Origin of the sequence: Enterobacter sp. DSM 30060, assembly GCF_013375955.1 — a bacterium.
Classification (GTDB): domain Bacteria; phylum Pseudomonadota; class Gammaproteobacteria; order Enterobacterales; family Enterobacteriaceae; genus Enterobacter; species Enterobacter intestinihominis.
The window spans coordinates 3402731-3423761 of the sequence record NZ_CP056118.1 but is presented as its reverse complement, the minus strand read 5'-3'; the positions used below and the strand labels follow the sequence as shown (position 1 = coordinate 3423761).

Genomic DNA, 21031 nt, shown 5'->3' with positions numbered 1-21031 from the left:
CCTTTCTCTTGCAGCATCAGTCAGTTCCCGTCATCGTGTAGCGAGGTAACCTCACGGATAAGATTATGGAACTGACAACACGCACACTTCCGGCGCGCAAGCACATTGCTCTGGTTGCGCACGATCACTGTAAACAAATGCTGCTTAACTGGGTTCGTCGCCATCAGCCTCTTTTACAGCATCATGCCCTTTCTGCCACGGGAACAACCGGCAACCTGATCCACCGCGAAACCGGTCTGGAAGTGAATGCCATGCTGAGCGGCCCGATGGGGGGTGACCAGCAGGTCGGCGCTCAGATTTCGGAAGGTAAAATTGACGTTCTGATATTCTTCTGGGATCCGCTGAACGCGGTTCCGCATGATCCGGACGTTAAAGCGCTGCTGCGTCTGGCGACGGTATGGAACATTCCGGTAGCCACCAATCTTTCAACGGCAGATTTCATCATTGAATCGCCGCAGTTTAACGATCCAGTGGAGATTTTGATCCCGGATTATCAGCGTTATCTTGCGGAGAGACTGAAGTAGTTTTTTGCCCGGTGGCGCTGCGCTTACCGGGCCTACAGAATTTGCCCGGCGCGTTACGGCTTTCTCGCCACCGGCACGTCAATACTTTTCAAAATATCGACAAACACCGACGGCTCCTCTTTGTTGAACAAGAGCCACACGCGATGGCGCGCGCGGGTTATCGCCACGTACAGTAAGCGCCGCTCCTCTGCATCCGGGAAATCTTCCGGAACAGGTAATAACGCCTCTTCCATCACGGATTCCCGCGCCGGTGCCGGGAATCCGTCACTCCCCTCTTTCAGCCCCACCACAATTACGTAGTCGGCCTGCTGCCCTTTACTGGCGTGAATGGTCATAAAATCGAGCTGTAGTTTTGGCCAGCGCGTCGCCGCTTTTTCCAGCGCCGTCGGCTTGAGGTGGTGATAACGCGCCAGGACCAGAATCCGTTCATCCGGTTTCGCATAGCCGCTCAGTTTATCCAGCAGCGGTTCCAGCTGATCGTCCGCCAGCAGCGTGACGGCCTTTTTATCCCCCGAAGTCAGGCTGTTAAGCGGCTTCGACAGCTGATGCGGGTTCTGCTGAATAAAACGGTTGGCAATTTCACCAATCCGCGAGTTGAAGCGGTAGGTGGTGTCCAGATCGCTGCGATCGCCTTCCCCAAAATAGTGATGGAAGGCCGTCGTGAGGGAAAGTTGCGCCCCGCTGAAGCGGTAGATAGCCTGCCAGTCATCGCCCACGGCAAACAGCGACGTGTGTTTATTCTGCGCCCGCAGCGCCGAAAGCAGCGCAGCGCGCTGCGGCGAAATATCCTGAAACTCATCCACCAGAATGTGTTTCCACGGGCTGACGAAGCGCCCTTTCTCCAGAATGATAATGGCCTGATGGATTAGCCCGGAAAAATCGACCGCGTTTTCGTCTTTCAGCGCGGTTTTCCACGCTTTCAGCATCGGCGCCATCAGTTTAACCCGCTTAGAAAACACGGCGCGGATCGACTCCGGTGCGCTTTCTATCATCTCCGCCTGAGAGCCGCCGTGCATGCGCATCAGGCTTACCCACCGGTCGAGACGAGAGCCCAGCCGCCGCGCCAGCTTTTCATCCTGCCAGAAACTGCCCTCCGGCACCTCCCAGTTGAGTTCCTCTTCAAGCCACTGACGCCAACCTTTCGCCTGCGCCTTTTTTTCACTGCACTGCTGACGCCATACCTTGATAAACAGCGCCTGGCGAGCCTGAGCATCATTCTCCAGCTTGCTGACAACAGGGACTTTTTTGCTGCCCTGTTGAATAATGTGTAAAGCGAGGGAGTGGAACGTGCGCGCCGAGATATCCTGGGTATGCAAACGCGCCTGAATGCGCTCATCCATCTCCTGCGCCGCCTTGCGACCAAAAGCCAGCAGCAAAATCTGGTCGGCAACTGCCTCGCCCGTTGTCAGAAGCCAGCCCGCGCGCGCCACCAGCACCGACGTTTTGCCGCTCCCTGCGCCTGCCAGCACCAGTAAAGAGTGCTCGCCATTCACCACTGCACGCGCCTGGGCAAGATTGAGGGGCGATGATTCCACCGTACTGAAGAAATCGGCATATTGCGTAAGCATCGCCTCAGTCCAGGCCTGGTTATGCGCCAGACGGCTTTTCTCGATATCGCTAAGCCAGGCCTGACACTTCCGCCACGCATCGCGACAGTTATCAAATTCCTCAAGCCGCGCCACCGGTAAAGGCAATGCCGTCAGCGCCTGGGTGATTTTTTGCTGAAGCCCGGCGGTTTGCTGGCGCGTCAGCCACTTCTGCTGCGTATTGCTTAGCGCGATATCGTCCAGCACCTGATGCAGCACCTGTGCGGCAATCACGCTCATCTCCTGGCTCCACTGGTGCCAGCGCATGTTCAGATGATGGTAGAAGCGTTGGGTTTCCGCCCACTCGGTCCCGTGGAGTCGCACCACTTTCTCTGCCGGCAGAACGAACTCCAGCTCCCCCCATACCAGCCCTCGTTTACAGTGAATGGCCAGTAGCTGATTAAACGGAATAAGGTATTCGTGGCGTTCACCGGAGACTTTCACTCCCGCATTAAGAAGCACAACCTTGTCGTAAGGGTGCTGCGCCAGGCGTTTGCCCATTGAAGTTGCTTTCAGTTCCATATCCTGCCGGATCCACGAGGTCATAATTTGTCAGACAGTTTAACTGCCAGTTTTAAGGTGCTCCAGCCCAAAAAAACGTTACAATCACCGGGCGTTAATCATATCGAAGGAAATGAGGGTTTATGCGTACCGTTCTGAATGTGTTGAATTTTGTCCTTGGCGGTTTTGCCACCACCCTTTCCTGGCTTTTTGCCACCCTGGTGAGCATCGTGCTTATCTTCACCCTTCCGCTGACGCGCTCCTGCTGGGAAATCACCAAACTGTCCCTCGTTCCTTATGGAAATGAAGCGATACACGTGGATGAACTGGAGCCGGAAAGAAAAAATGCCCTGATGAATACCGGCGGCACGCTGCTGAATATTTTATGGCTAATCTTCTTTGGCTGGTGGCTGTGTCTGATGCATATCTTCGCCGGTATCGCCCAGTGCATTACGATTATTGGCATTCCGGTTGGCCTCGCTAATTTCAAAATTGCCACCATCGCCCTGTGGCCGGTAGGACGCCGAGTTGTTCCGGTCGAAGTGGCGCAAGCCGCGCGTGAAGCCAATGCCCGTCGTCGTTTTCAGTAATAAGGACTGGCCGCTCTCATGCTAAGCCCCCTGCTTCGTCGCTATACATGGAACAGTAACTGGCTGTATAACGTCAGGATATTTATCGCCCTCTGCGGCACCGTCGCTCTGCCGTGGTGGCTGAATGATGTGAAGCTCACCATCCCCCTCACGCTTGGGGTGGTGGCCGGCGCGCTGGCGGATCTCGACGACCGCCTGGCCGGTCGTTTGCGTAATCTGGTCATCACGCTGGTCTGCTTCTTTATTGCTTCCGCCTCCGTTGAGCTGCTTTTCCCGTGGCCCTGGCTGTTTGCCTTAGGGCTGACGGTGTCCACCAGCGGCTTCATTTTGCTCGGCGGCCTCGGGCAACGCTACGCCACTATCGCGTTTGGCGCCCTGCTGATTGCCATTTACACCATGCTGGGCGTCTCTCTTTACGATCAGTGGTATCAGCAACCGGTCCTGCTGCTATTGGGCGCTATCTGGTATAACCTGCTGACCTTAACCGGGCATCTTATTTTTCCGGTTCGTGCCTTACAGGACAACATTGCCCGCAGTTACGAACAGCTGGCCCACTATCTGGAGCTGAAATCCCGGCTGTTTGATCCGGATATCGAAGAGGACAGCCAGGCGCCCCTGTACGATCTGGCGCTGGCAAATGGCCAACTGGTCGCCACGCTGAATCAGACCAAAGCGTCTCTGCTCACCCGTCTGCGCGGCGATCGCGGTCAGCGCGGTACCCGGCGCACCCTGCACTACTACTTTGTTGCCCAGGATATTCACGAGCGCGCCAGCTCCTCGCATGTGCAATACGCTGACCTGCGCGAGAAATTCCGCTACAGCGACGTGATGTTCCGTTTCCAGCGTCTGCTGTCGATGCAGTCTCAAGCCTGCCAGCAACTTGCGCGCTCAATACTGCTGCGCACGCCCTATCAGCACGATCCTCGCTTTGAACGCGCATTCAGCCACCTGGATGCGGCGCTCGATCGCGTTCAGGCCAGTGGAACTTCGCCGGAACAGTTCAAAGCCCTGGGATTCCTGCTCAACAACCTGAGAGCCATCGATGCTCAGCTCGCCACCATTGAGTCTGAACAGGCGATGGCGATGCCGGGCAATGACGCTGACAACCAGCTTGCCGACGACAGTCTCAACGGTTTCAGCGATATATGGCTGCGCCTGAGCCGGCATTTTACGCCGGAATCCGCCCTCTTTCGCCATGCGGTAAGGATGTCGTTGGTACTGTGCGTTGGCTACGCGTTTATCCAGATAACAGGATTGCACCACGGCTACTGGATCCTGCTGACCAGCCTGTTCGTCTGCCAGCCGAACTATAACGCTACCCGCCATCGACTCGCGCTGCGTATTGTCGGGACGTTAGTCGGGGTCGCCATCGGGCTGCCGGTGCTCTATTTTGTGCCTTCAGTAGAAGGGCAACTGATCCTAATTGTGATTACCGGGGTACTGTTCTTCGCCTTCCGCAATGTGCAGTATGCCCACGCCACGATGTTCATCACGCTGCTGGTTCTGCTCTGCTTCAATCTGCTGGGTGAAGGCTTTGAAGTGGCCCTCCCCCGTGTGATCGACACGCTTATCGGCTGCGCCATCGCCTGGGCGGCGGTGAGCTTTATCTGGCCGGACTGGCGTTTCCGAAATTTACCGCGCGTGTCCGACAGAGCAATGAACGCCAACTGCCGCTATCTGGACGCTATTCTTGAGCAGTACCATCAAGGTCGCGATAACCGTCTGGCCTATCGGATTGCCCGTCGCGATGCGCATAACACTGACGCAGAGCTGGCTTCCGTTGTCTCGAATATGTCAACTGAGCCGCGCGCCACGGCAGAAATCCGGGAGACAGCCTTCCGCCTGCTGTGTCTGAACCACACGTTCACCAGCTATATCTCTACCCTTGGCGCCCACCGAGAGAAACTGACGAATCCGGGCATCCTGGCACTGCTGGACGATGCCGTTTGCTACGTTGATGATGCGCTTCATCATCAACCTGCGGATGAGCCACGGGTTCACCAGGCACTGGATGAACTGGTGCAACGTATCGCACACCTTGATCCAGGCACCGACAACAAAGCTCCGCTGGTCCTTCAGCAAATTGGCCTGCTTATCGCTTTGCTGCCGGAAATTTGTCGGCTGCGACAGCAGATCGCTACCTGGCGGAATGATGGCCCTGCGACTCAGGCAGCGCATTAAACCACTCCGTAAGCTCCCGGCGAATATCCGCCGGGAGTGCCGCTTCATGTAACCCTTCAATCGCGCCTTCAAGCGCGAACAATACCCGGATACTCAGCGCTTTATTCTTAGAGCGCATTTTCAGCCAGCTCGTCTTCGCCCCCAACTGTCGTAGCGTCTCTTCATTAGTAATGCCCGCCTCCATAAGCAGGACCTCAATCTGAAAGGTCAGGTTCGGCAGATCTTTAAGCCGGTTACGCTGATGGCGCTGGTAGCGCTCTTTCCTGGCGGCATCGAGCGCAAACGAGGAGAGCTGAAGCAGTTTTTCCCTGTTTTGCCACAGACCTTCATCCACACGGTAGTAATTAAGCAGCACAGGACGTCCTCGTTTCATCAGGGTCAGAAAAGAAGAGGCGTTTTTTACACAGTATTTTGCACTTTGCTCACAGGCGCGAAGGTAAAGCTCACCGTCAGACACCATCGCGAACACCGCTTCATCCACGGCCAGGGTATAACCGCCAAACAGGGCGCGATGATGAATTTCGCCCAGCGGAGAGAGGTATTCTTGAGATTGATAAATCCGATCATAAGATATCTTTTTCATGATAATTCCATTAAAAATCATACAGTAACCACGATATTTCTTACTAACGGATCCGTTAGCAGGAAAATAGGCAACTTATTGCCGTTGGGCAAGATGATTTTTTCAGGTTCACCAGGAATGGATGAAATTTGCGAGTCGCTTTCCGAAAATGAGGTTGATCTTTATGCATACAGGGGTTACTGTATATCCATACAGTAACTACAGGGCTGGAATGAATATGTACACTTCAGGCTATGCAAATCACTTAACACCTTCTACTTCTGCCGCAGGCAATGCTGCGCAGAATTCTATCGGGCGTGAATCGACAGGGCTTATCAGTGAAGTGGTTTACCGTGAAGACCAGCCGCTGTTGACACAACTCTTACTCCTGCCGCTTTTGCAGCAGCTCGGGCAACAGTCTCGCTGGCAGCTCTGGCTGACGCCACAGCAAAAATTAAGTCGCGAATGGGTTCAGTCGGCTGGCCTGCCGTTAGCGAAGGTGATGCAGATTAATCAACTCTCCCCTTGCGATACGGTCGAGTCGATGGTCCGGGCATTACGTACCGGGAACTATAGCGTCGTGATTGGGTGGTTGCCTGAGGATCTGTCGCAAGAGGAACATTTGCGTCTGACTGAAGCGGCTGAAGAAGGTAACGCGATGGGTTTCATCATGCGGCCAGTTCGTGGAGATTCCTATCGCAGAGGACAACATCCCGGGCTAAAAATTCACTCAAATGTGTACCATTGAGTCATTTTAAGAGTTTTCCTGGAATTTTTTTCGACCGCAGTATGCAAAAAAAGTTCAACGCGCCAAAACTGCGGCAAGGCTTGTCTGACGCGGTTCTCGTTAATTTTACTGCACAAAATTCGTTCAAAAATTGTTAAATATTAGGTATACGGAACTTTTTTTTTCATATGCCTGACGGACTTCACACTTGTAAGTTTTCAGCTACGTTGTAGACTTTACATCGCCAGGGGTGCTCGGCCTAAGCCGAAGATATCGGTAGGTTTATATTTGACCACGCCCCCCGGTGAAGGATTTAACCGTGATTCCTCCGATGGAGATATTCATGGCAAATTTTGGATGATAACGAGGCGCAAAAAATGAAAAAGACAGCTATCGCGATTGCAGTGGCACTGGCTGGCTTCGCTACCGTAGCGCAGGCCGCTCCGAAAGATAATACCTGGTATGCAGGTGGTAAACTGGGCTGGTCTCAGTTCCATGACACCGGTTGGTACAACAGCAGCCTGAACAACGATGGCCCTACTCACGAGAGCCAGCTGGGTGCAGGTGCGTTCGGTGGCTATCAGGTTAACCCGTATGTTGGCTTTGAAATGGGTTACGACTGGTTAGGTCGTATGCCTTACAAAGGCGACAACGTAAATGGCGCTTTCAAAGCTCAAGGCGTACAGCTGACCGCTAAACTGGGTTACCCAGTAACTGACGATCTGGACGTGTACACCCGTCTGGGCGGCATGGTATGGCGTGCAGACTCCAGCAACAGCATCGCTGGTGACGACCACGACACTGGTGTTTCCCCAGTATTCGCTGGTGGCGTTGAGTGGGCAATGACCCGTGACATCGCTACCCGTCTGGAATACCAGTGGGTTAACAACATCGGTGACGGTGCTACCGTTGGTGTTCGTCCAGACAACGGCATGCTGAGCGTTGGTGTTTCTTACCGTTTCGGTCAGCAGGAAGATGCGCCAGTCGTAGCTCCAGCTCCGGCTCCAGCGCCAGAAGTACAGACCAAGCACTTCACTCTGAAGTCTGACGTTCTGTTCAACTTCAACAAAGCTACCCTGAAACCAGAAGGTCAGCAGGCACTGGATCAGCTGTACACCCAGCTGAGCAACCTGGATCCTAAAGACGGTTCTGTAGTGGTTCTGGGCTTCACCGACCGTATCGGTTCTGACGCTTACAACCAGGGTCTGTCTGAGAAACGTGCTCAGTCTGTAGTTGATTACCTGGTATCTAAAGGTATCCCAGCTAACAAGATCTCCCCACGTGGTATGGGCGAATCTAACCCAGTTACCGGTTCTACCTGTGACAACGTGAAACCACGCGCTGCACTGATCGACTGCCTGGCACCAGATCGTCGCGTAGAGATCGAAGTTAAAGGTATCAAAGACGTTGTAACTCAGCCTGCGGCATAAGTTATCGTCTTATAAAAAAACCCCGCCATGCGGGGTTTTTTATTATCTGAAGAAAAGTAAAAAGCTTATTTTTTACCTAACAGTGCCTGTAGATCGTTTTTCAACGTCGACATCTGGCTGGCATACTTCTCTTTGTGCTCGGCATCTTCAATCAGCTGCACCACCGTTTCCGACAGGGTTTTCCCGCGCCGTTGCGCAAGCCCGGCCAGACGCTGCCAGACCATGAACTCCAGGTCGATGGATTTCTTACGGGTGTGCTGATGCTCGGCATTGAAATGCCGTTTACGACGAGCTCGGATAGTTTGCTTCATCCGGTTTAACAAGGCCGGATTAATGTGTTTCTCGATCCAGCCGTTGACCTGTACCGGTTCGTTTTCGAGGGTCAGCAACATATCCACAGCTTCTTGTGCCGCGCTGGCTTCGATGTAGCAGGTGATCAGCTCCCCTTCACGGTGCTTTTTGACCAGGTACTTCCATTTCCAGCCGCTTTCGAGGTTTTCCAGTTGTTGATATTTCATTGCGATCTCAGTGTTACCGTGTAACTCTGTTCAGAATATCAGTTTTTTGGCAATCTGCTGAAAAGAAATCATATCCTGTGAAACGTCGCAGGCGATCCGCATGATGAAAACCCGAATCCTGATTGGGCAGAGTGCGCCGCTTACGGTATACTCCACGGTTTTACTTCTGACTAAAAAACATCAACTTTGACCATTACGAAACTTGCATGGCGTGACCTGGTTCCGGATACCGAGAGCTATCAGGAGCTGTTTGCACAGCCAGACCTCACAAAAGAACACAAATTCATACTTAGCGAGACACAACCGCGTTTGCATTACGCGCTGGAGCAGATGTCATCCCCATGGGCTACATCTCCTTTCATGCTGCTCAAAGCCCCGGAAGAAGCCGAGTATCTGACGCTTCTCGGTGATGCCATGCGCCAGTTGCAGCCAAAAACGAATACCGTTTTTGGTGGTCAGTATCATATTGCCGGTCGCGACGTGACATTCGAACCTGCCACGCAGGCAGATGGACTGTTCGCTGCAAAAGGCGAGGTGATCACCGCCAACTGGGTGGAAGCAGAACAGTTGTTCGGCTGCCTTCGTCAGTTCAATGGCGATGTTTCACTGCAACCCGGGCTGGTACACCGCGCGAATGGCGGCGTATTGCTCATCTCCCTTCGCACACTGCTTGCGCAGCCGCTGCTGTGGATGCGCCTGAAAACGGTGGTGACGCAGCAACGTTTTGACTGGGTAGGCTTCGACGAGTCACGTCCTCTGCCTGTTTCCATTCCGTCTATGCCGCTGTCGCTGACCGTCGTGCTGACGGGTGACCGTGAATCCCTGGCTGACTTCCAGGAAATGGAGCCAGAACTCGCGGAGCAGGCGGTTTACAGCGAATTTGAAGACAATATTCAGATTGCAGATGCCGATGACATGGCGCAGTGGTGTCAGTGGGTTATGGCCGTGGCGGAACGTTTCGCGCTGCCCTCACCTGCCGAGGATGCGTGGCCGGGCTTAATCCGAGAGGCCGTACGCTACACCGGCGATCAGGAAACCCTGCCGCTCTGTCCGCTCTGGATCGGCAAACAGCTGCGTGAAGTGGGCGTTATCAGCGGCAACGGTACGTTCAACGGTGAGCAACTGAGCCAGATGCTGGCCCAGCGTGAATGGCGCGAAGGCTATCTTGCTGACCGTATGCAGGATGAAATTCTGCTTGAACAGATTCTGGTGGAGACCGAAGGCGAACGTATCGGGCAAATCAATGCCTTGTCCGTCATCGAGTTCCCCGGGCACCCGCGCGCCTTTGGTGAGCCTTCCCGTATCAGCTGTGTCGTACACATTGGTGACGGCGAATTTACCGATATCGAACGCAAGGCCGAACTGGGCGGAAACATTCATGCCAAAGGCATGATGATCATGCAGGCATTCCTGATGTCTGAACTTCAGCTCGAGCAGCAGATCCCCTTCTCTGCCTCGTTGACCTTTGAGCAGTCCTACAGTGAAGTCGACGGCGACAGCGCCTCAATGGCAGAGCTGTGCGCCGTGATCAGCGCGCTTGCAGACGTGCCGATTAACCAGAATATTGCCATTACCGGGTCCGTGGATCAGTTTGGCCGTGCCCAACCGGTGGGCGGACTGAATGAGAAAATCGAAGGCTTCTTCGCAATCTGCCAGCAGCGCGGTTTAAACGGCAAACAGGGCGTGATAATTCCGGCACCTAATGCTCGCCATTTGAGCCTGAGCCAGGTGATTCTGGATGCGGTAGAGCAGGAACAATTCACCGTCTGGGCCATCGAAGGGGTTGAGGATGCACTACCCTTACTGACAAACCTGGTCTGGGACGGCGAAGGCCAGACAACCCTGATGCAGACCATTCAGGAACGTATAGCTCAGGCGACACAGCAGGATGCTCGTCATCGTTATCCATGGCCGTTACGCTGGTTAAGTTGGTTTAGTGCGAACTGATCGGACTTGTTCAGCGTACACGTGTTAGCTATCCTGCGTCCTTCACTAAAATAAGGCTTACTGAGAACATGGTAGATAAACGCGAATCCTATACTAAAGAAGACCTTCTTGCCTCTGGTCGCGGTGAACTGTTTGGCGCGAAAGGCCCGCAGTTACCAGCCCCAAATATGCTGATGATGGACCGTGTCGTGAAAATGACCGAAACCGGCGGCAACTTTGATAAGGGTTACGTAGAAGCAGAACTCGATATCAACCCGGACCTGTGGTTCTTCGGTTGCCACTTTATTGGCGATCCGGTAATGCCTGGCTGCCTGGGCCTCGATGCTATGTGGCAGCTGGTTGGCTTCTATCTGGGCTGGCTTGGCGGTGAAGGCAAAGGCCGTGCGCTGGGCGTAGGCGAAGTGAAATTCACCGGTCAGGTTCTGCCTACCGCGAAGAAAGTCACCTACCGTATCCATTTCAAACGCATCGTTAACCGCCGTCTGATTATGGGCCTGGCGGACGGTGAAGTGCTGGTTGATGGTCGTCTGATCTATACCGCGAACGACCTGAAAGTGGGTCTGTTCCAGGATACCTCCGCTTTCTGATAACGGCTTTTAGCCCCTTCCAGAAAGGCGAAACCTCCGCATTGCGGAGGTTTCTTTTTAAAGAGACGGTATCAAGCAAGTACTGCCCTGTCTCCGATGGCTTCTCGCCAGCCCCCTAGCCATTGGGACCTTTGATTCAGGGCCTGATAGGGACACATTTCTTTAGAACGTCCGGCGATGCCAGCCTGATAACCACGTTGATGAGCCCTTTCCAGGCGATCTCGTTTCTGTCTCTTCATGCCTCGTTTCCCTCATTCTTTTGTCTGGTGGAAAGAAAACAGTGGTTGCAATATGTGCAAGCACAGTTAACGAATACCCCGAATCTGCGTCAGCGTCAACGTTCAAAATTCATACGGGTGTCATATTTGTGAGCTACATGGAAGATCGTTTGTACAAAAAGTGTGATGCGGGACAAGTAACAACCTGAACGTAAAACGAAAAAAAAGCCGCAATCAGCAAGAAGCTGAGTGCGGCTTTCGTCGATGAATTTTACTTATGGCAGGCGGGAAATCTCTCTTGCTATAGTAGCCGACTCCTGTGCCCATCCCTGCGCAAGTACTTTCACCATTTCGTCATAGCCATCTTTCTGCTGCTTGAGTTCAAGATGGAAAGGACGCTTAATCAGCTGACCCTGGTGATTCAGCAGCCACTCCCCGCTGATAACAACGGCACCATCATAGCGGCCATGGAATCCCGTCACGTTAACATTCAGAGTGTCCTGATCGCTTCCCAGAGGCTGCGAGGCAACGACCCAACCGGGGAGCTGGCTGCTCAGATTCGCCACCAGCGTATTGCGTAGCTGCTGATCCAGCGGGCTGGCCCACAGGTTATTGTTGGCGATTACGTACTGCACATCGCTGGTCTGGTAGACCACCCCGTTGCCCGCCAGGTAATCTGGCACGGCAACCTGCTCAACCCACAGCAGACGGCTGCCCTGCGAGGCACTGCTCTGCGCCCCCGACTGCGCGCTTAACGGCAGCTGGTAGTAGCTTTTGTTATCGCTTCCAGAGCTACAGGCCGTTAATACCAGTGCGCCTGCGATGATTAGCCATTTTTTCATTGTTTCGCCCTCTTAGGCTCAGGATCCTTTTTATCTTTCGCTTCAAACACCAGCGCGTTGCTCTTTTCATTGAGCGTTTTCAGAACGGGCTGTAGCTCGCGTAAAACCTGATCAAGACGTTGCATATCCGCCACCATCTTGTTGTAGGCCGCTGAGCCCGGCTGGAAGCCCTGCATACTGCGATTCAGTTCACGCAACGTTTTCTGCATATCCTGCGGCAGTTGCTGCATGGACTGGTTGGCCGTGATCTTGTTGATATTATCCAGGGTAGTTTGTAGACGTTGCATCGTCGCCTGGCTCTGATGCAGTGATCCCGTCGCAGCCTCAAGCATTGGATTCAGCGGCAGATTGTTGATCTTATCCAGCGTTTCCATCAGACGCTGTTGGATCTGCGCCAGGCCACTGCTGACCGTAGGAATGATTTTGTAGCCGCCAAATTCACGGACTCCCGTCATAGGTGGCGCTTTTGGATAGAAGTCCATATCGACATACAACGCCCCTGTCACCAGGTTGCCGGTTTTCAGCGAGCCACGCAGACCGCGATTCATCAGGTCGCTGATATGCTCCCCAATATCCTGATCCTCACCAATCTGGTTAATTAAACGCTCAGGCTCAATGCGTATCAGCACCGGAATACGATAATCATCATCAAGCATTTGCTTGAGTCCCGGAACAAAGTAAGGCACTTGCCCCACTGTACCCAGACGGATACCGCGGAACTCAACTGGCGCTCCTGGCTGCAAGCCGCGTACAGAGTCCTTAAAGAACATCAGATAATCGATGTGATCGGTATAGAGCGCATCCTGAATGCTTTTTTGATCGTCAAACAGTCTGAAGGCGGTTTTTTCCGCCACCGGTTGTCCCAGATCTATACCTTCCGGCACGTCAAAACTGACGCCCCCACCAAACAGCGTGGTGAGTGAACCCATCTCAACGCGCATCCCCGCAGAGGTGAGATCCACAGCGATCCCACTGTCTTTCCAGAAACGAACGTTACTGGTCACCAGTCGGTCATTAGGCGCATTGATAAATAGCTGATAGCTGATGGTCCGTTTTTGCGGATCGAAGGTGCTCGTTTCAACCGAACCGACACGATACCCACGGAACAGCACCGGATCGCCCGGCGAGAGCTGGCCCGCTTTTTTGCTGTCCAGAATGACGCGGATCCCTTTTGCATCCGGTGGCGCAAGCGGCGGTGAATCCAGCAACTGATAGTTTGCTGGCTGGGCGCCTTTATTGCCGGGCTGGAGTTCAATGTAAGCCCCTGACAATAGCGTCCCTAAGCCGCTGATCCCTTCTCTTCCGACCTGCGGTTTCACCACCCAAAAAACGGAATCTTCATGGAGCAGTTTTTCCATGCCAGCATTCAGGCGGGCCTTAATTTCAACATGGGTTAAATCATCCGTCAGGGTCGCGCTTTCCACGACACCCACATCCACGCTGCGGCTCTTGATGGTGGTTTTTCCGCCCTCAATTCCCTCTGCATTGGTGGTAATTAGCGTGACTTCCGGTCCCTGATGGCTGTAATGATAAAACAGGATCCATGCACCGATCAGCGCGGTCACGATGGGGAAAATCCACACCGGCGACCAGTTTCTGACCTTCTGCACTTTAGCCTCTCCACTCTTATTTTCCATGCTCTTACTCTTCCTCATGGCTTGAATCGGGCTCACGATCCCACGATAAACGAGGGTCGAAGGTCATGGCCGCAAACATGGTCATAATGACGACCAAAGCAAACATCAGCGCTCCCATAGCGGGATAAATACTCATCAGCCCACCCATACGCACCAGCGCTGAGAGAACCGCAATCACGAACACGTCAATCATCGACCAGCGGCCAACAAATTCCACGACCTCATAAATCAGATGCATGCGCTCACTGTCACGCTTACCGTGCCCTTTTGCATCCCAGCAAAGCCAGGCAATGGCAATCATCTTTAAGGTCGGAACCATAATACTGGCGAGGAATATGACGCCTGCTACAGGGTAAGATCCCTCGCTCCACAGCAAAATCACCCCGGCCAGTATGGTCGAGGGCATTCTGTCGCCGAGCAAATCGGTGATCATGATCGGCAAGATATTGGCGGGCAGATAGAGCATGACAGAGGTCACCAGCAGCGCCATGGTCCATTGCAGGCTATTTTTGCGCCGGACGTGACCTTTTGTTTCACAGCGCGGACACACCTCGACATCCGCGGGCAGCACGGCGGTGCAGCAGGAGCAGGAGCGAAGCCCCTGACGGATACCCGGTACGCCCACCTTTACCGTCTGCGAGAGCGTCGGTGCCGGGGCAATATCGTCCCAGGTCCAGCGTCGGTCCACGCACTGGAAAGCGCGCAGTTGCAGCACGCAATACAGACACCACGGAATAAAGCTGCTGCCAATCCCCACATCGCCGTAGGCCATCAGCTTCACGAAGCTGACCAGGATACCCGCCAGAAAAATTTCCGCCATCCCCCAGCTTTTCAGCTGGAACAGGATCCGCGCGAGTTTGATTTTAAGGGCGGTGGGCATCCTGACGCGATTGACCAGTAGCAGAATGACGACCAGGCAAAAAGCCGGGACTATCTGCACGAACAGAAGAAAGAAGGTGCCAAGGCTGGCGTAATCTTCCGAGAACATCACGCCTGGAATTTCCAGTAACTCCACCTGGCTTACCATCCCGCCCACTTTCATAGAGATGAAAGGGAAGAGATTGGAGAGTAGTAACATGAACAGGGCTGCCAGTGCGTAAGCCGTAGGACGCTGCCTTGGCGCGTCCCACTCGGTCGTCAGCGTAGCTCCGCAGCGCGGGCAGGCAGCCTTATGTCCGTGACCAAGCTCTGGCAACGCCACGAGCATATCGCATTGCGAGCATAAAATATGCCGATCGGCATGGTGCTGGTCACACATAGATTATCCCTGTTTATGCGCCGTTTTTCAGAGACTCAAGGTACTCCCAGCGCTCAAATGCCTCTTCCAGCGCCTGCTCGGCCTGGGAGAGTTCAGCCAATACTTTCTGAGTATAGTCGTGAGGCTGCGTAAAGAATGACGCATCAGCGACCTGAATTTGCAGTGCTTCCAGTGCCGCTTCCAGCTCTTCCAGACGCTGCGGCAGCCCTTCCAGCTCGCGCTGCAAGTTATAGCTCATTTTAGCAGGAGACTTTTTGACAGTTTCTGCTTTCACAACAACAGGTTCAGCGACATTTTTGGTCTTCGCCTGTTTTTGCGCCAGCGACTGCGATTGCTGTCCACGCGCGTCATGATAGCCGCCCACATATTGACCGATGCGTCCTTCGCCTTCGAAGATCCAGCACTCGGTCACGGTGTTATCGACAAATTGACGATCGTGGCTGACCAGCATCACGGTTCCCTGATAGCCATCAATCAACTCTTCCAGCAGTTCCAGCGTTTCGACATCCAGATCGTTCGTCGGTTCATCGAGAATCAGTAAGTTACTGGGTTTCAGGAACAGGCGCGCCAGTAAAAGACGGTTACGCTCACCGCCGGACAGCGCGCGCACAGGCGTCAGGGCGCGTTTTGGGTGGAACAGGAAGTCCTGAAGGTAGCCCAGCACGTGACGCGGCTTGCCGTTAACCATTACCTCCTGTTTGCCCTCAGCGAGGTTGTCCATCACCGTACGGTCCGGATCCAGCTCTGCGCGATGCTGGTCAAAGTACGCTACTTCCAGCTTGGTACCACAGTGAATACGACCGCTGTCGGCCTGCAACTGGCCCAGCATCAGTTTCAACAGCGTGGTTTTGCCGCAGCCGTTTGGACCAATAAGCGCAATTTTGTCGCCGCGCTGAACCTGTGCGGAGAAATCGTTCACCAGCACTTTGCCGTCAACCGAATAACTCACGTTCTCCATTTCGAAGACAATTTTGCCCGAGCGGGACGCCTCTTCCACCTGCATTTTGGCGCTACCCAAGACTTCGCGGCGTTCGCTACGTTCGCGGCGCATCGCCTTCAGGGCGCGAACGCGGCCTTCATTACGGGTACGACGCGCCTTGATGCCCTGACGGATCCATACCTCTTCCTGCGCCAGCTTGCGGTCGAACTCGGCGTTTTGCAGCTCTTCCACGCGCAGGTTCTCTTCTTTCTCCAGCAGATAGGTATCGTAATCGCCCGGATAGGTCACCAGCTTGCCGCGGTCGAGGTCGACAATGCGCGTGGCCATGTTGCGGATGAACGAACGGTCGTGGGAGATGAAGATAATGGTGCCATTGAAAGTTTTCAGGAACCCTTCCAGCCAGTCAATCGCTTCGATATCCAGGTGGTTCGTTGGTTCGTCCAGCAGCAGTACCCTGGGCCCGCTCACCAGGGCACGGCCCAGCGCGGCTTTACGCAGCCAGCCGCCGGAGAGCGCCGACAGCTCCATATCCGCTTCCAGGCCAAGCTGAGCCAGCACTTCGTTAATGCGGTTTTCCAGCTGCCACAGGCCGTGGTGATCGAGCATCTCCTGCACTTTTGCCAGTTCGTTGAGATTTTTGTCGCTCGGGTCGGTCATGACCAGATGCGAAATCTCGTGGTAGCGCTTGAGGTATTCCGCCTGCTCTGAAATCCCTTCGGCCACAAAATCGTACACGCTGCCGGTAACGTTACGCGGCGGATCCTGTTGCAGACGAGAGACGACCAGATCCTGCTCGTAAACAATACGGCCGTCGTCCAGCCCCTGCTCACGGTTGAGGATTTTCATCAGCGTCGATTTACCTGCGCCGTTACGGCCGACCAGACAGACGCGCTCGTTATCTTCGATATGCAGCTCTGCATTATCGAGAAGCGGTGAGTCGCTGAAAGAGAGCCACGCGCCGTGCATACTAATTAAAGACATTTATTTTTCCTTTCAGACCGCGGAGATCAGCCAGCAGTTGTGGATTTGACGGTTACGGGCAAAGTCCTGAGACAGCGTTTTTTGGCTGATTTCTTGTGCTTTAAGTCCCAGTTCGGCCAGGCCGTCGTGATCCATGCGGAATCCGCGCTTGTTATTCGAGAACATAATGGTGCCGCCTTTACGCAGCAGACGCTTCAGGTCGGTCATCAGGCGCAGGTGATCGCGTTGAACGTCAAAGCTATCCTCCATACGCTTGGAGTTAGAGAAGGTCGGCGGATCGATAAAGATCAGATCAAACTGCTCGTCGGTATCGCGCAGCCAGCCCAGCACGTCGGCCTGTAACAGGCGATGCTGACGACCGGTTAAGCCGTTAAGACGCAGGTTGCGCTCTGCCCACTCCAGATAAGTACGGGACATATCGACCGTGGTGGTGCTACGCGCCCCGCCAAGCCCTGCATGAACGCTGGCGCTGCCGGTATAGGAGAACAGGTTCAGGAAGTCTTTGCCCTTACTCATCTGTCCCAGCATGCGGCGGGCGATGCGGTGATCGAGGAACAAACCGGTATCAAGGTAATCGGTCAGGTTAACCCACAGGCGCGCGTTATATTCGCCCACTTCGATGAAGTCGCCCTTCTCGCCCATCTTCTGATACTGGTTTTTGCCTTTCTGACGCTCACGGGTTTTCAGCACCAGCTTGTTTGGCGAAATGCCGAGTACGGCGATGGTGGCCGCAATCACATCCAGCATACGCTGACGCGCTTTTTGCGCATCAATGGTTTTCGGCGGGGCGTATTCCTGAACCACCACCCAGTCTGCATAGCGGTCAACCGCCACGTTGTATTCCGGCAGGTCAGCGTCGTAAAGGCGATAACATTCGATGCCTTCCTGCTTCGCCCACTTCTCAAATTTCTTCAGGTTTTTGCGCAGACGGTTGGCATAATCTTCCGCCAGGCCAGACGGTTTGCTGTCCGCTGCTATCTCTGCCAGATGGTAGTTTTTCTGCACGCAGTCCAGCGGGCCGTTTTTCGCCTTGAACTGGCGATCGGCACGTAATTGCAGGCAGCTCAGCAGCTCCGGCGAGGCGCTAAACAGGGAGAGGTTCCAGCCGCCGAAATGCGCTTTCATGTTGCGGCCCAGCAGGCTGTGTAGCGCAATCAGCGCTGGCTCGCTGCCAAGACGCTCACCATACGGCGGGTTGCTGATCACCGTACCGTACGGGCCTTTTGGCAGCGGATTGGTCAGGTTCGCCACATCTTTGACGTCGAAGGTCACCAGCTCACCGATACCGGCACGACGGGCGTTGCTGCGCGCGCGTTCAATCACCCGTGGGTCGTTGTCCGAACCGTAAAAGTGAGAGGTGTACTCCGCCAGCCCTTTACGGGCACGGGTCTGCGCGTCGTCTTTGACCTCTTTCCAGAGGGCTTCATCGTGCTGCGCCCAGCCTTTGAAGCCCCACTGTCCACGATGCAGCCCTGGCGCGCGGTCGGTGGCCAGCATCGCGGCTTCAATCAGCAGCGTACCGGAACCGCACATTGGATCGAGCAGCGGCGTACCCGGCTGCCAGCCGGAGCGCATCACGATAGCGGCGGCCAGTGTCTCTTTGATTGGGGCCATGCCGGTGCGATCGCGATAGCCGCGCAGATGCAGGCCTGCGCCGCTCAGATCCAGGGAAATACTGGCAGTATCGCCGTTCAGCCAGACGTTGATACGCAGATCCGGGTTTTCACGATCAACGTTCGGACGTTCTTTATTACGACGCGTGAAGCAGTCCACAATGGCGTCTTTGACGCGCAGGGCACCGTACTGGCTGTTGCGGATCTCATCGTTGACGCCGTTGAAATGCACCGCAAAGGTGGCGTCCGGGGTGAAGATCTCTGTCCAGTCGATCATCTGTACACCGGTGTAGAGATCAAGATCGCTGTAGACCTTGCACTCTTTCATCGGCAGCATGATGCGCGACGCCAGACGGCTCCACATCAGGCTCTGGTAAATAAGCCGCGTGTCGCCCTCAAAATGGACACCACCCTGAACCACCTGGCACTCTTTCGCGCCCAGGGTTTCCAGTTCAGTTTTTAACAGCTCTTCCAGCCCACGGGCCGTACTGGCAAACAGAGAATTCATATCGTCACTTTTACTCATAGAAAATTGTCGCGCATTATAGCTAATATGGCGTGTATGTCATAAAGTTGAAGGCTTATTTTATTTAGCGGGAGTGTGCAGTGGCGACGTTATCCAGGCTTTTTATTCATCCGGTGAAATCCATGCGCGGTATCGGCGTGACGCACGCGCTGGCCGATATGAGCGGATTCGCCTTCGATCGTATTTTTATGATCACCGAGCCTGACGGTACGTTCATCACCGCACGTCAGTTCCCGCAGATGGTTCGCTTTACGCCTTCCCCGCTTCATGACGGATTGCATTTGACCGCGCCAGACGGTTCAAGCGTCGTGATCCGCTTTGCTGATTTTGCGCCGGTTGATGCGCCAACGGAAGTGTGGGGCAATCATTTTACCGCGCGTATCGCGCCGGATAACATTAACCAGTGGCTGAGCGGCTTTTTCTCACGTGACGTTCAGCTGCGCTGGGTTGGGCCTGCGCTGACTCGTCGCGTGAAACGCCACGACGCGGTTCCCCTCTCCTTTGCGGATGGTTTTCCCTTCCTGCTGACCAGCGAGGCCTCGCTGCGTGATTTACAAACCCGTTGCAAAGCCAGCGTGCAGATGGAGCAGTTTCGCCCGAATCTGGTGGTGACCGGAGCGGATGCCTGGGATGAAGATACCTGGAAAGTGATCCGCATCGGCAGCGTTATCTTTGATGTCGTGAAGCCGTGCAGCCGCTGTATTTTTACCACCGTCAGCCCGGAGAAAGGCCAGAAACACCCTTCCGGCGAACCGCTGAAAACCTTGCAGTCATTTCGTACCGCGCAGGATAACGGTGATGTCGACTTCGGCCAGAACCTGATCCCCCGCTCCAGCGGCGTAATCCGCGTGGGCGACGAGGTCGAAATTCTTACCCGCGGGCCTGCAAGAGTGTACGGCGCAGGCCAGGAAGAAGAAATGGTTGACGTTGTCACCAACGTCGCTTCCGCGGTGGATATTCACTGGGAAGGCAAAGTTATTCGTGGTAACAATCAGCAGGTGCTACTGGAACAGCTGGAGCAGGCGGGTATCCGCGTACCTTATTCCTGTCGCGCGGGGATTTGCGGATGCTGTCGCATTAAACTGGTCGATGGTGAAGTGAGTGCCCTGAAGAAATCTGCGATTGGCAGTGACGGCACGATCCTGTGCTGTAGCTGTGTACCGAAAACATCCGTACAGCTGGAAGCTTAAACCGCCTGTTCGAGGCTGAAGGAATCGACGCGCAGCTGAGGCTTCAGCCTGTCATTCATCACTTTGATGGCATCACCTAACTGCATGACTCGCCCGGCAATGGTCACGCCGGGTTGGGCCAGCAAACAGAGCGCAGCGTTTTCACCGGGTTCAACCACCAGCAAATTCACCTCTTCTTCGGTATCGCTCAGATTGACGCTGGCCGCATCGCCGATAGCCGGGGTCCAGCTCATACCGTGCGCGAGGAAATGCCAGCTTTTCGGCATTTGTGGTTTCAGGAAACGGATCGCCACCAGCGCATTTAGTACCAGTTCAGCGCGCTGTTCTTTGGAGAGATTGAAGTCGCGGCATTTTTCTTCAAAAGAGAAATAGAGTGCAGCGTCGTCAACGCAAAAGCCTGAGGGAGCAAACGCGTCTGGCGTTAACATTCGGCGCGCAAAACGAGAGCGAAACAACATGCCATTGGCTAAGTCGAGCATCATACGGTCATGCTCGTCACAAAAATACCAGCGCCAGTTATCGTCAGGTTTAATTCGCATGTTTCTCTCCCGTCCCCAAAACGTCCTGTACTAAAAATGTCCTGTTTGCCGCTTCGCTTATAACACTAGTAATAAAAGACTATAATGTCTAAATAAGCAACAATGACGGAATATAAAACAACCAGGGCTGGAAA

18 protein-coding genes are annotated in these 21031 nt (G+C 54.3%); 8 read left to right on the top strand and 10 right to left on the bottom strand.

The features are described from left to right. Positions 1–65: 65 nt before the first annotated feature. Positions 66–524 carry a methylglyoxal synthase gene (gene mgsA / locus HWQ15_RS16165; protein WP_003858146.1) on the top strand — a complete coding sequence of 153 codons (459 nt, stop codon included), beginning with the start codon at positions 66–68 and terminating at the stop codon, positions 522–524. A gap of 53 nt (positions 525–577) precedes the next feature. Here mgsA and helD read toward each other — a convergent pair whose 3' ends face one another. Next, complete coding sequence (gene helD / locus HWQ15_RS16160) at positions 578–2632, bottom strand: DNA helicase IV (protein WP_063149027.1); 2055 nt, start codon at positions 2630–2632, stop codon at positions 578–580. A 122-nt stretch (positions 2633–2754) separates the two neighbouring features. Between helD and HWQ15_RS16155 the strand changes: the two genes are divergently transcribed. Next, a complete protein-coding gene (locus HWQ15_RS16155) occupies positions 2755–3201 on the top strand; it encodes a YccF domain-containing protein (RefSeq protein WP_023299745.1) in 447 nt (148 codons plus the stop codon). Positions 3202–3219: 18 nt separating this feature from the next. Beyond that, positions 3220–5382 carry a YccS family putative transporter gene (yccS, locus tag HWQ15_RS16150; RefSeq protein WP_023299744.1) on the top strand — a complete coding sequence of 721 codons (2163 nt, stop codon included), beginning with the start codon at positions 3220–3222 and terminating at the stop codon, positions 5380–5382. Here yccS and HWQ15_RS16145 read toward each other — a convergent pair. Continuing rightward, positions 5339–5965 (bottom strand): TfoX/Sxy family DNA transformation protein, encoded by a 627-nt coding sequence (locus HWQ15_RS16145; protein WP_023299743.1) that lies wholly within the window; start codon positions 5963–5965, stop codon positions 5339–5341. The genes yccS and HWQ15_RS16145 overlap by 44 nt on opposite strands. 217 nt (positions 5966–6182) lie before the next feature. On the opposite strand from HWQ15_RS16145, the gene sulA reads away from it, so the two are divergent. Both sulA and ompA read left to right on the top strand, forming a co-directional pair. Next, complete coding sequence (gene sulA / locus HWQ15_RS16140) at positions 6183–6692, top strand: SOS-induced cell division inhibitor SulA (protein WP_032610196.1); 510 nt, start codon at positions 6183–6185, stop codon at positions 6690–6692. Between the two features lie 356 nt (positions 6693–7048). Then, on the top strand, positions 7049–8101 hold the full coding sequence (gene ompA, locus HWQ15_RS16135; RefSeq protein WP_017694761.1) for a porin OmpA: 1053 nt from the start codon (positions 7049–7051) through the stop codon (positions 8099–8101). A 65-nt stretch (positions 8102–8166) separates the two neighbouring features. Here ompA and matP read toward each other — a convergent pair whose 3' ends face one another. Continuing rightward, entirely contained in the window at positions 8167–8619 is a 453-nt protein-coding gene (gene matP / locus HWQ15_RS16130; protein WP_006809347.1) for a macrodomain Ter protein MatP, read from the bottom strand. Between the two features lie 186 nt (positions 8620–8805). Here matP and HWQ15_RS16125 point away from each other — a divergent pair, with 186 nt between their 5' ends. Both HWQ15_RS16125 and fabA read left to right on the top strand, forming a co-directional pair. Continuing rightward, positions 8806–10566, top strand: a complete 1761-nt coding sequence (locus HWQ15_RS16125; RefSeq protein ID WP_063149028.1) for a Lon protease family protein — start codon at positions 8806–8808, stop codon at positions 10564–10566. A gap of 68 nt (positions 10567–10634) precedes the next feature. Beyond that, on the top strand, positions 10635–11153 hold the full coding sequence (fabA, locus tag HWQ15_RS16120) for a bifunctional 3-hydroxydecanoyl-ACP dehydratase/trans-2-decenoyl-ACP isomerase (protein ID WP_000227926.1): 519 nt from the start codon (positions 10635–10637) through the stop codon (positions 11151–11153). A gap of 71 nt (positions 11154–11224) precedes the next feature. Here fabA and rmf read toward each other — a convergent pair whose 3' ends face one another. From rmf to rlmKL, 6 genes are all read right to left on the bottom strand, one after another. Then, positions 11225–11392 (bottom strand): ribosome modulation factor, encoded by a 168-nt coding sequence (gene rmf / locus HWQ15_RS16115; protein ID WP_003858162.1) that lies wholly within the window; start codon positions 11390–11392, stop codon positions 11225–11227. A gap of 254 nt (positions 11393–11646) precedes the next feature. Next, the gene (gene pqiC, locus HWQ15_RS16110; RefSeq protein ID WP_022647654.1) at positions 11647–12213 is read right to left on the bottom strand and encodes a membrane integrity-associated transporter subunit PqiC; all 567 of its coding nucleotides are present in this window, start codon (positions 12211–12213) and stop codon (positions 11647–11649) included. Beyond that, positions 12210–13850 carry an intermembrane transport protein PqiB gene (gene pqiB / locus HWQ15_RS16105; protein WP_022647653.1) on the bottom strand — a complete coding sequence of 547 codons (1641 nt, stop codon included), beginning with the start codon at positions 13848–13850 and terminating at the stop codon, positions 12210–12212. Before pqiB ends, pqiC begins: the two co-directional genes overlap by 4 nt. 4 nt (positions 13851–13854) lie before the next feature. Continuing rightward, on the bottom strand, positions 13855–15108 hold the full coding sequence (pqiA, locus tag HWQ15_RS16100) for a membrane integrity-associated transporter subunit PqiA (RefSeq protein ID WP_022647652.1): 1254 nt from the start codon (positions 15106–15108) through the stop codon (positions 13855–13857). A 13-nt stretch (positions 15109–15121) separates the two neighbouring features. Continuing rightward, on the bottom strand, positions 15122–17029 hold the full coding sequence (locus HWQ15_RS16095) for an ABC transporter ATP-binding protein (RefSeq protein ID WP_058646077.1): 1908 nt from the start codon (positions 17027–17029) through the stop codon (positions 15122–15124). A gap of 12 nt (positions 17030–17041) precedes the next feature. Then, the gene (gene rlmKL / locus HWQ15_RS16090) at positions 17042–19150 is read right to left on the bottom strand and encodes a bifunctional 23S rRNA (guanine(2069)-N(7))-methyltransferase RlmK/23S rRNA (guanine(2445)-N(2))-methyltransferase RlmL (RefSeq protein ID WP_063149050.1); all 2109 of its coding nucleotides are present in this window, start codon (positions 19148–19150) and stop codon (positions 17042–17044) included. A 98-nt stretch (positions 19151–19248) separates the two neighbouring features. Between rlmKL and HWQ15_RS16085 the strand changes: the two genes are divergently transcribed. Further along, entirely contained in the window at positions 19249–20358 is a 1110-nt protein-coding gene (locus tag HWQ15_RS16085) for a YcbX family protein (RefSeq protein WP_032624523.1), read from the top strand. Here HWQ15_RS16085 and zapC read toward each other — a convergent pair. Continuing rightward, positions 20355–20897: a cell division protein ZapC gene (zapC, locus tag HWQ15_RS16080; protein WP_023299740.1), complete on the bottom strand. Its 543-nt coding sequence runs from the start codon at positions 20895–20897 to the stop codon at positions 20355–20357. The two genes, HWQ15_RS16085 and zapC, sit on opposite strands and share 4 nt — an antisense overlap. Positions 20898–21031 lie beyond the last annotated feature (134 nt).

Excerpts from the sequence above, each read along its gene's own strand:
- mgsA (WP_003858146.1), top strand. The coding sequence starts at position 66 with ATGGAACTGACAACACGCACACTTCCGGCGCGCAAGCACATTGCTCTG.
- helD (WP_063149027.1), bottom strand. The coding sequence starts at position 2,632 with ATGGAACTGAAAGCAACTTCAATGGGCAAACGCCTGGCGCAGCACCCT.
- HWQ15_RS16155 (WP_023299745.1), top strand. The coding sequence starts at position 2,755 with ATGCGTACCGTTCTGAATGTGTTGAATTTTGTCCTTGGCGGTTTTGCC.
- yccS (WP_023299744.1), top strand. The coding sequence starts at position 3,220 with ATGCTAAGCCCCCTGCTTCGTCGCTATACATGGAACAGTAACTGGCTG.
- HWQ15_RS16145 (WP_023299743.1), bottom strand. The coding sequence starts at position 5,965 with ATGAAAAAGATATCTTATGATCGGATTTATCAATCTCAAGAATACCTC.
- sulA (WP_032610196.1), top strand. The coding sequence starts at position 6,183 with ATGTACACTTCAGGCTATGCAAATCACTTAACACCTTCTACTTCTGCC.
- ompA (WP_017694761.1), top strand. The coding sequence starts at position 7,049 with ATGAAAAAGACAGCTATCGCGATTGCAGTGGCACTGGCTGGCTTCGCT.
- matP (WP_006809347.1), bottom strand. The coding sequence starts at position 8,619 with ATGAAATATCAACAACTGGAAAACCTCGAAAGCGGCTGGAAATGGAAG.
- fabA (WP_000227926.1), top strand. The coding sequence starts at position 10,635 with ATGGTAGATAAACGCGAATCCTATACTAAAGAAGACCTTCTTGCCTCT.
- rmf (WP_003858162.1), bottom strand. The coding sequence starts at position 11,392 with ATGAAGAGACAGAAACGAGATCGCCTGGAAAGGGCTCATCAACGTGGT.
- pqiC (WP_022647654.1), bottom strand. The coding sequence starts at position 12,213 with ATGAAAAAATGGCTAATCATCGCAGGCGCACTGGTATTAACGGCCTGT.
- pqiB (WP_022647653.1), bottom strand. The coding sequence starts at position 13,850 with ATGGAAAATAAGAGTGGAGAGGCTAAAGTGCAGAAGGTCAGAAACTGG.
- pqiA (WP_022647652.1), bottom strand. The coding sequence starts at position 15,108 with ATGTGTGACCAGCACCATGCCGATCGGCATATTTTATGCTCGCAATGC.
- HWQ15_RS16095 (WP_058646077.1), bottom strand. The coding sequence starts at position 17,029 with ATGTCTTTAATTAGTATGCACGGCGCGTGGCTCTCTTTCAGCGACTCA.
- rlmKL (WP_063149050.1), bottom strand. The coding sequence starts at position 19,150 with ATGAATTCTCTGTTTGCCAGTACGGCCCGTGGGCTGGAAGAGCTGTTA.
- zapC (WP_023299740.1), bottom strand. The coding sequence starts at position 20,897 with ATGCGAATTAAACCTGACGATAACTGGCGCTGGTATTTTTGTGACGAG.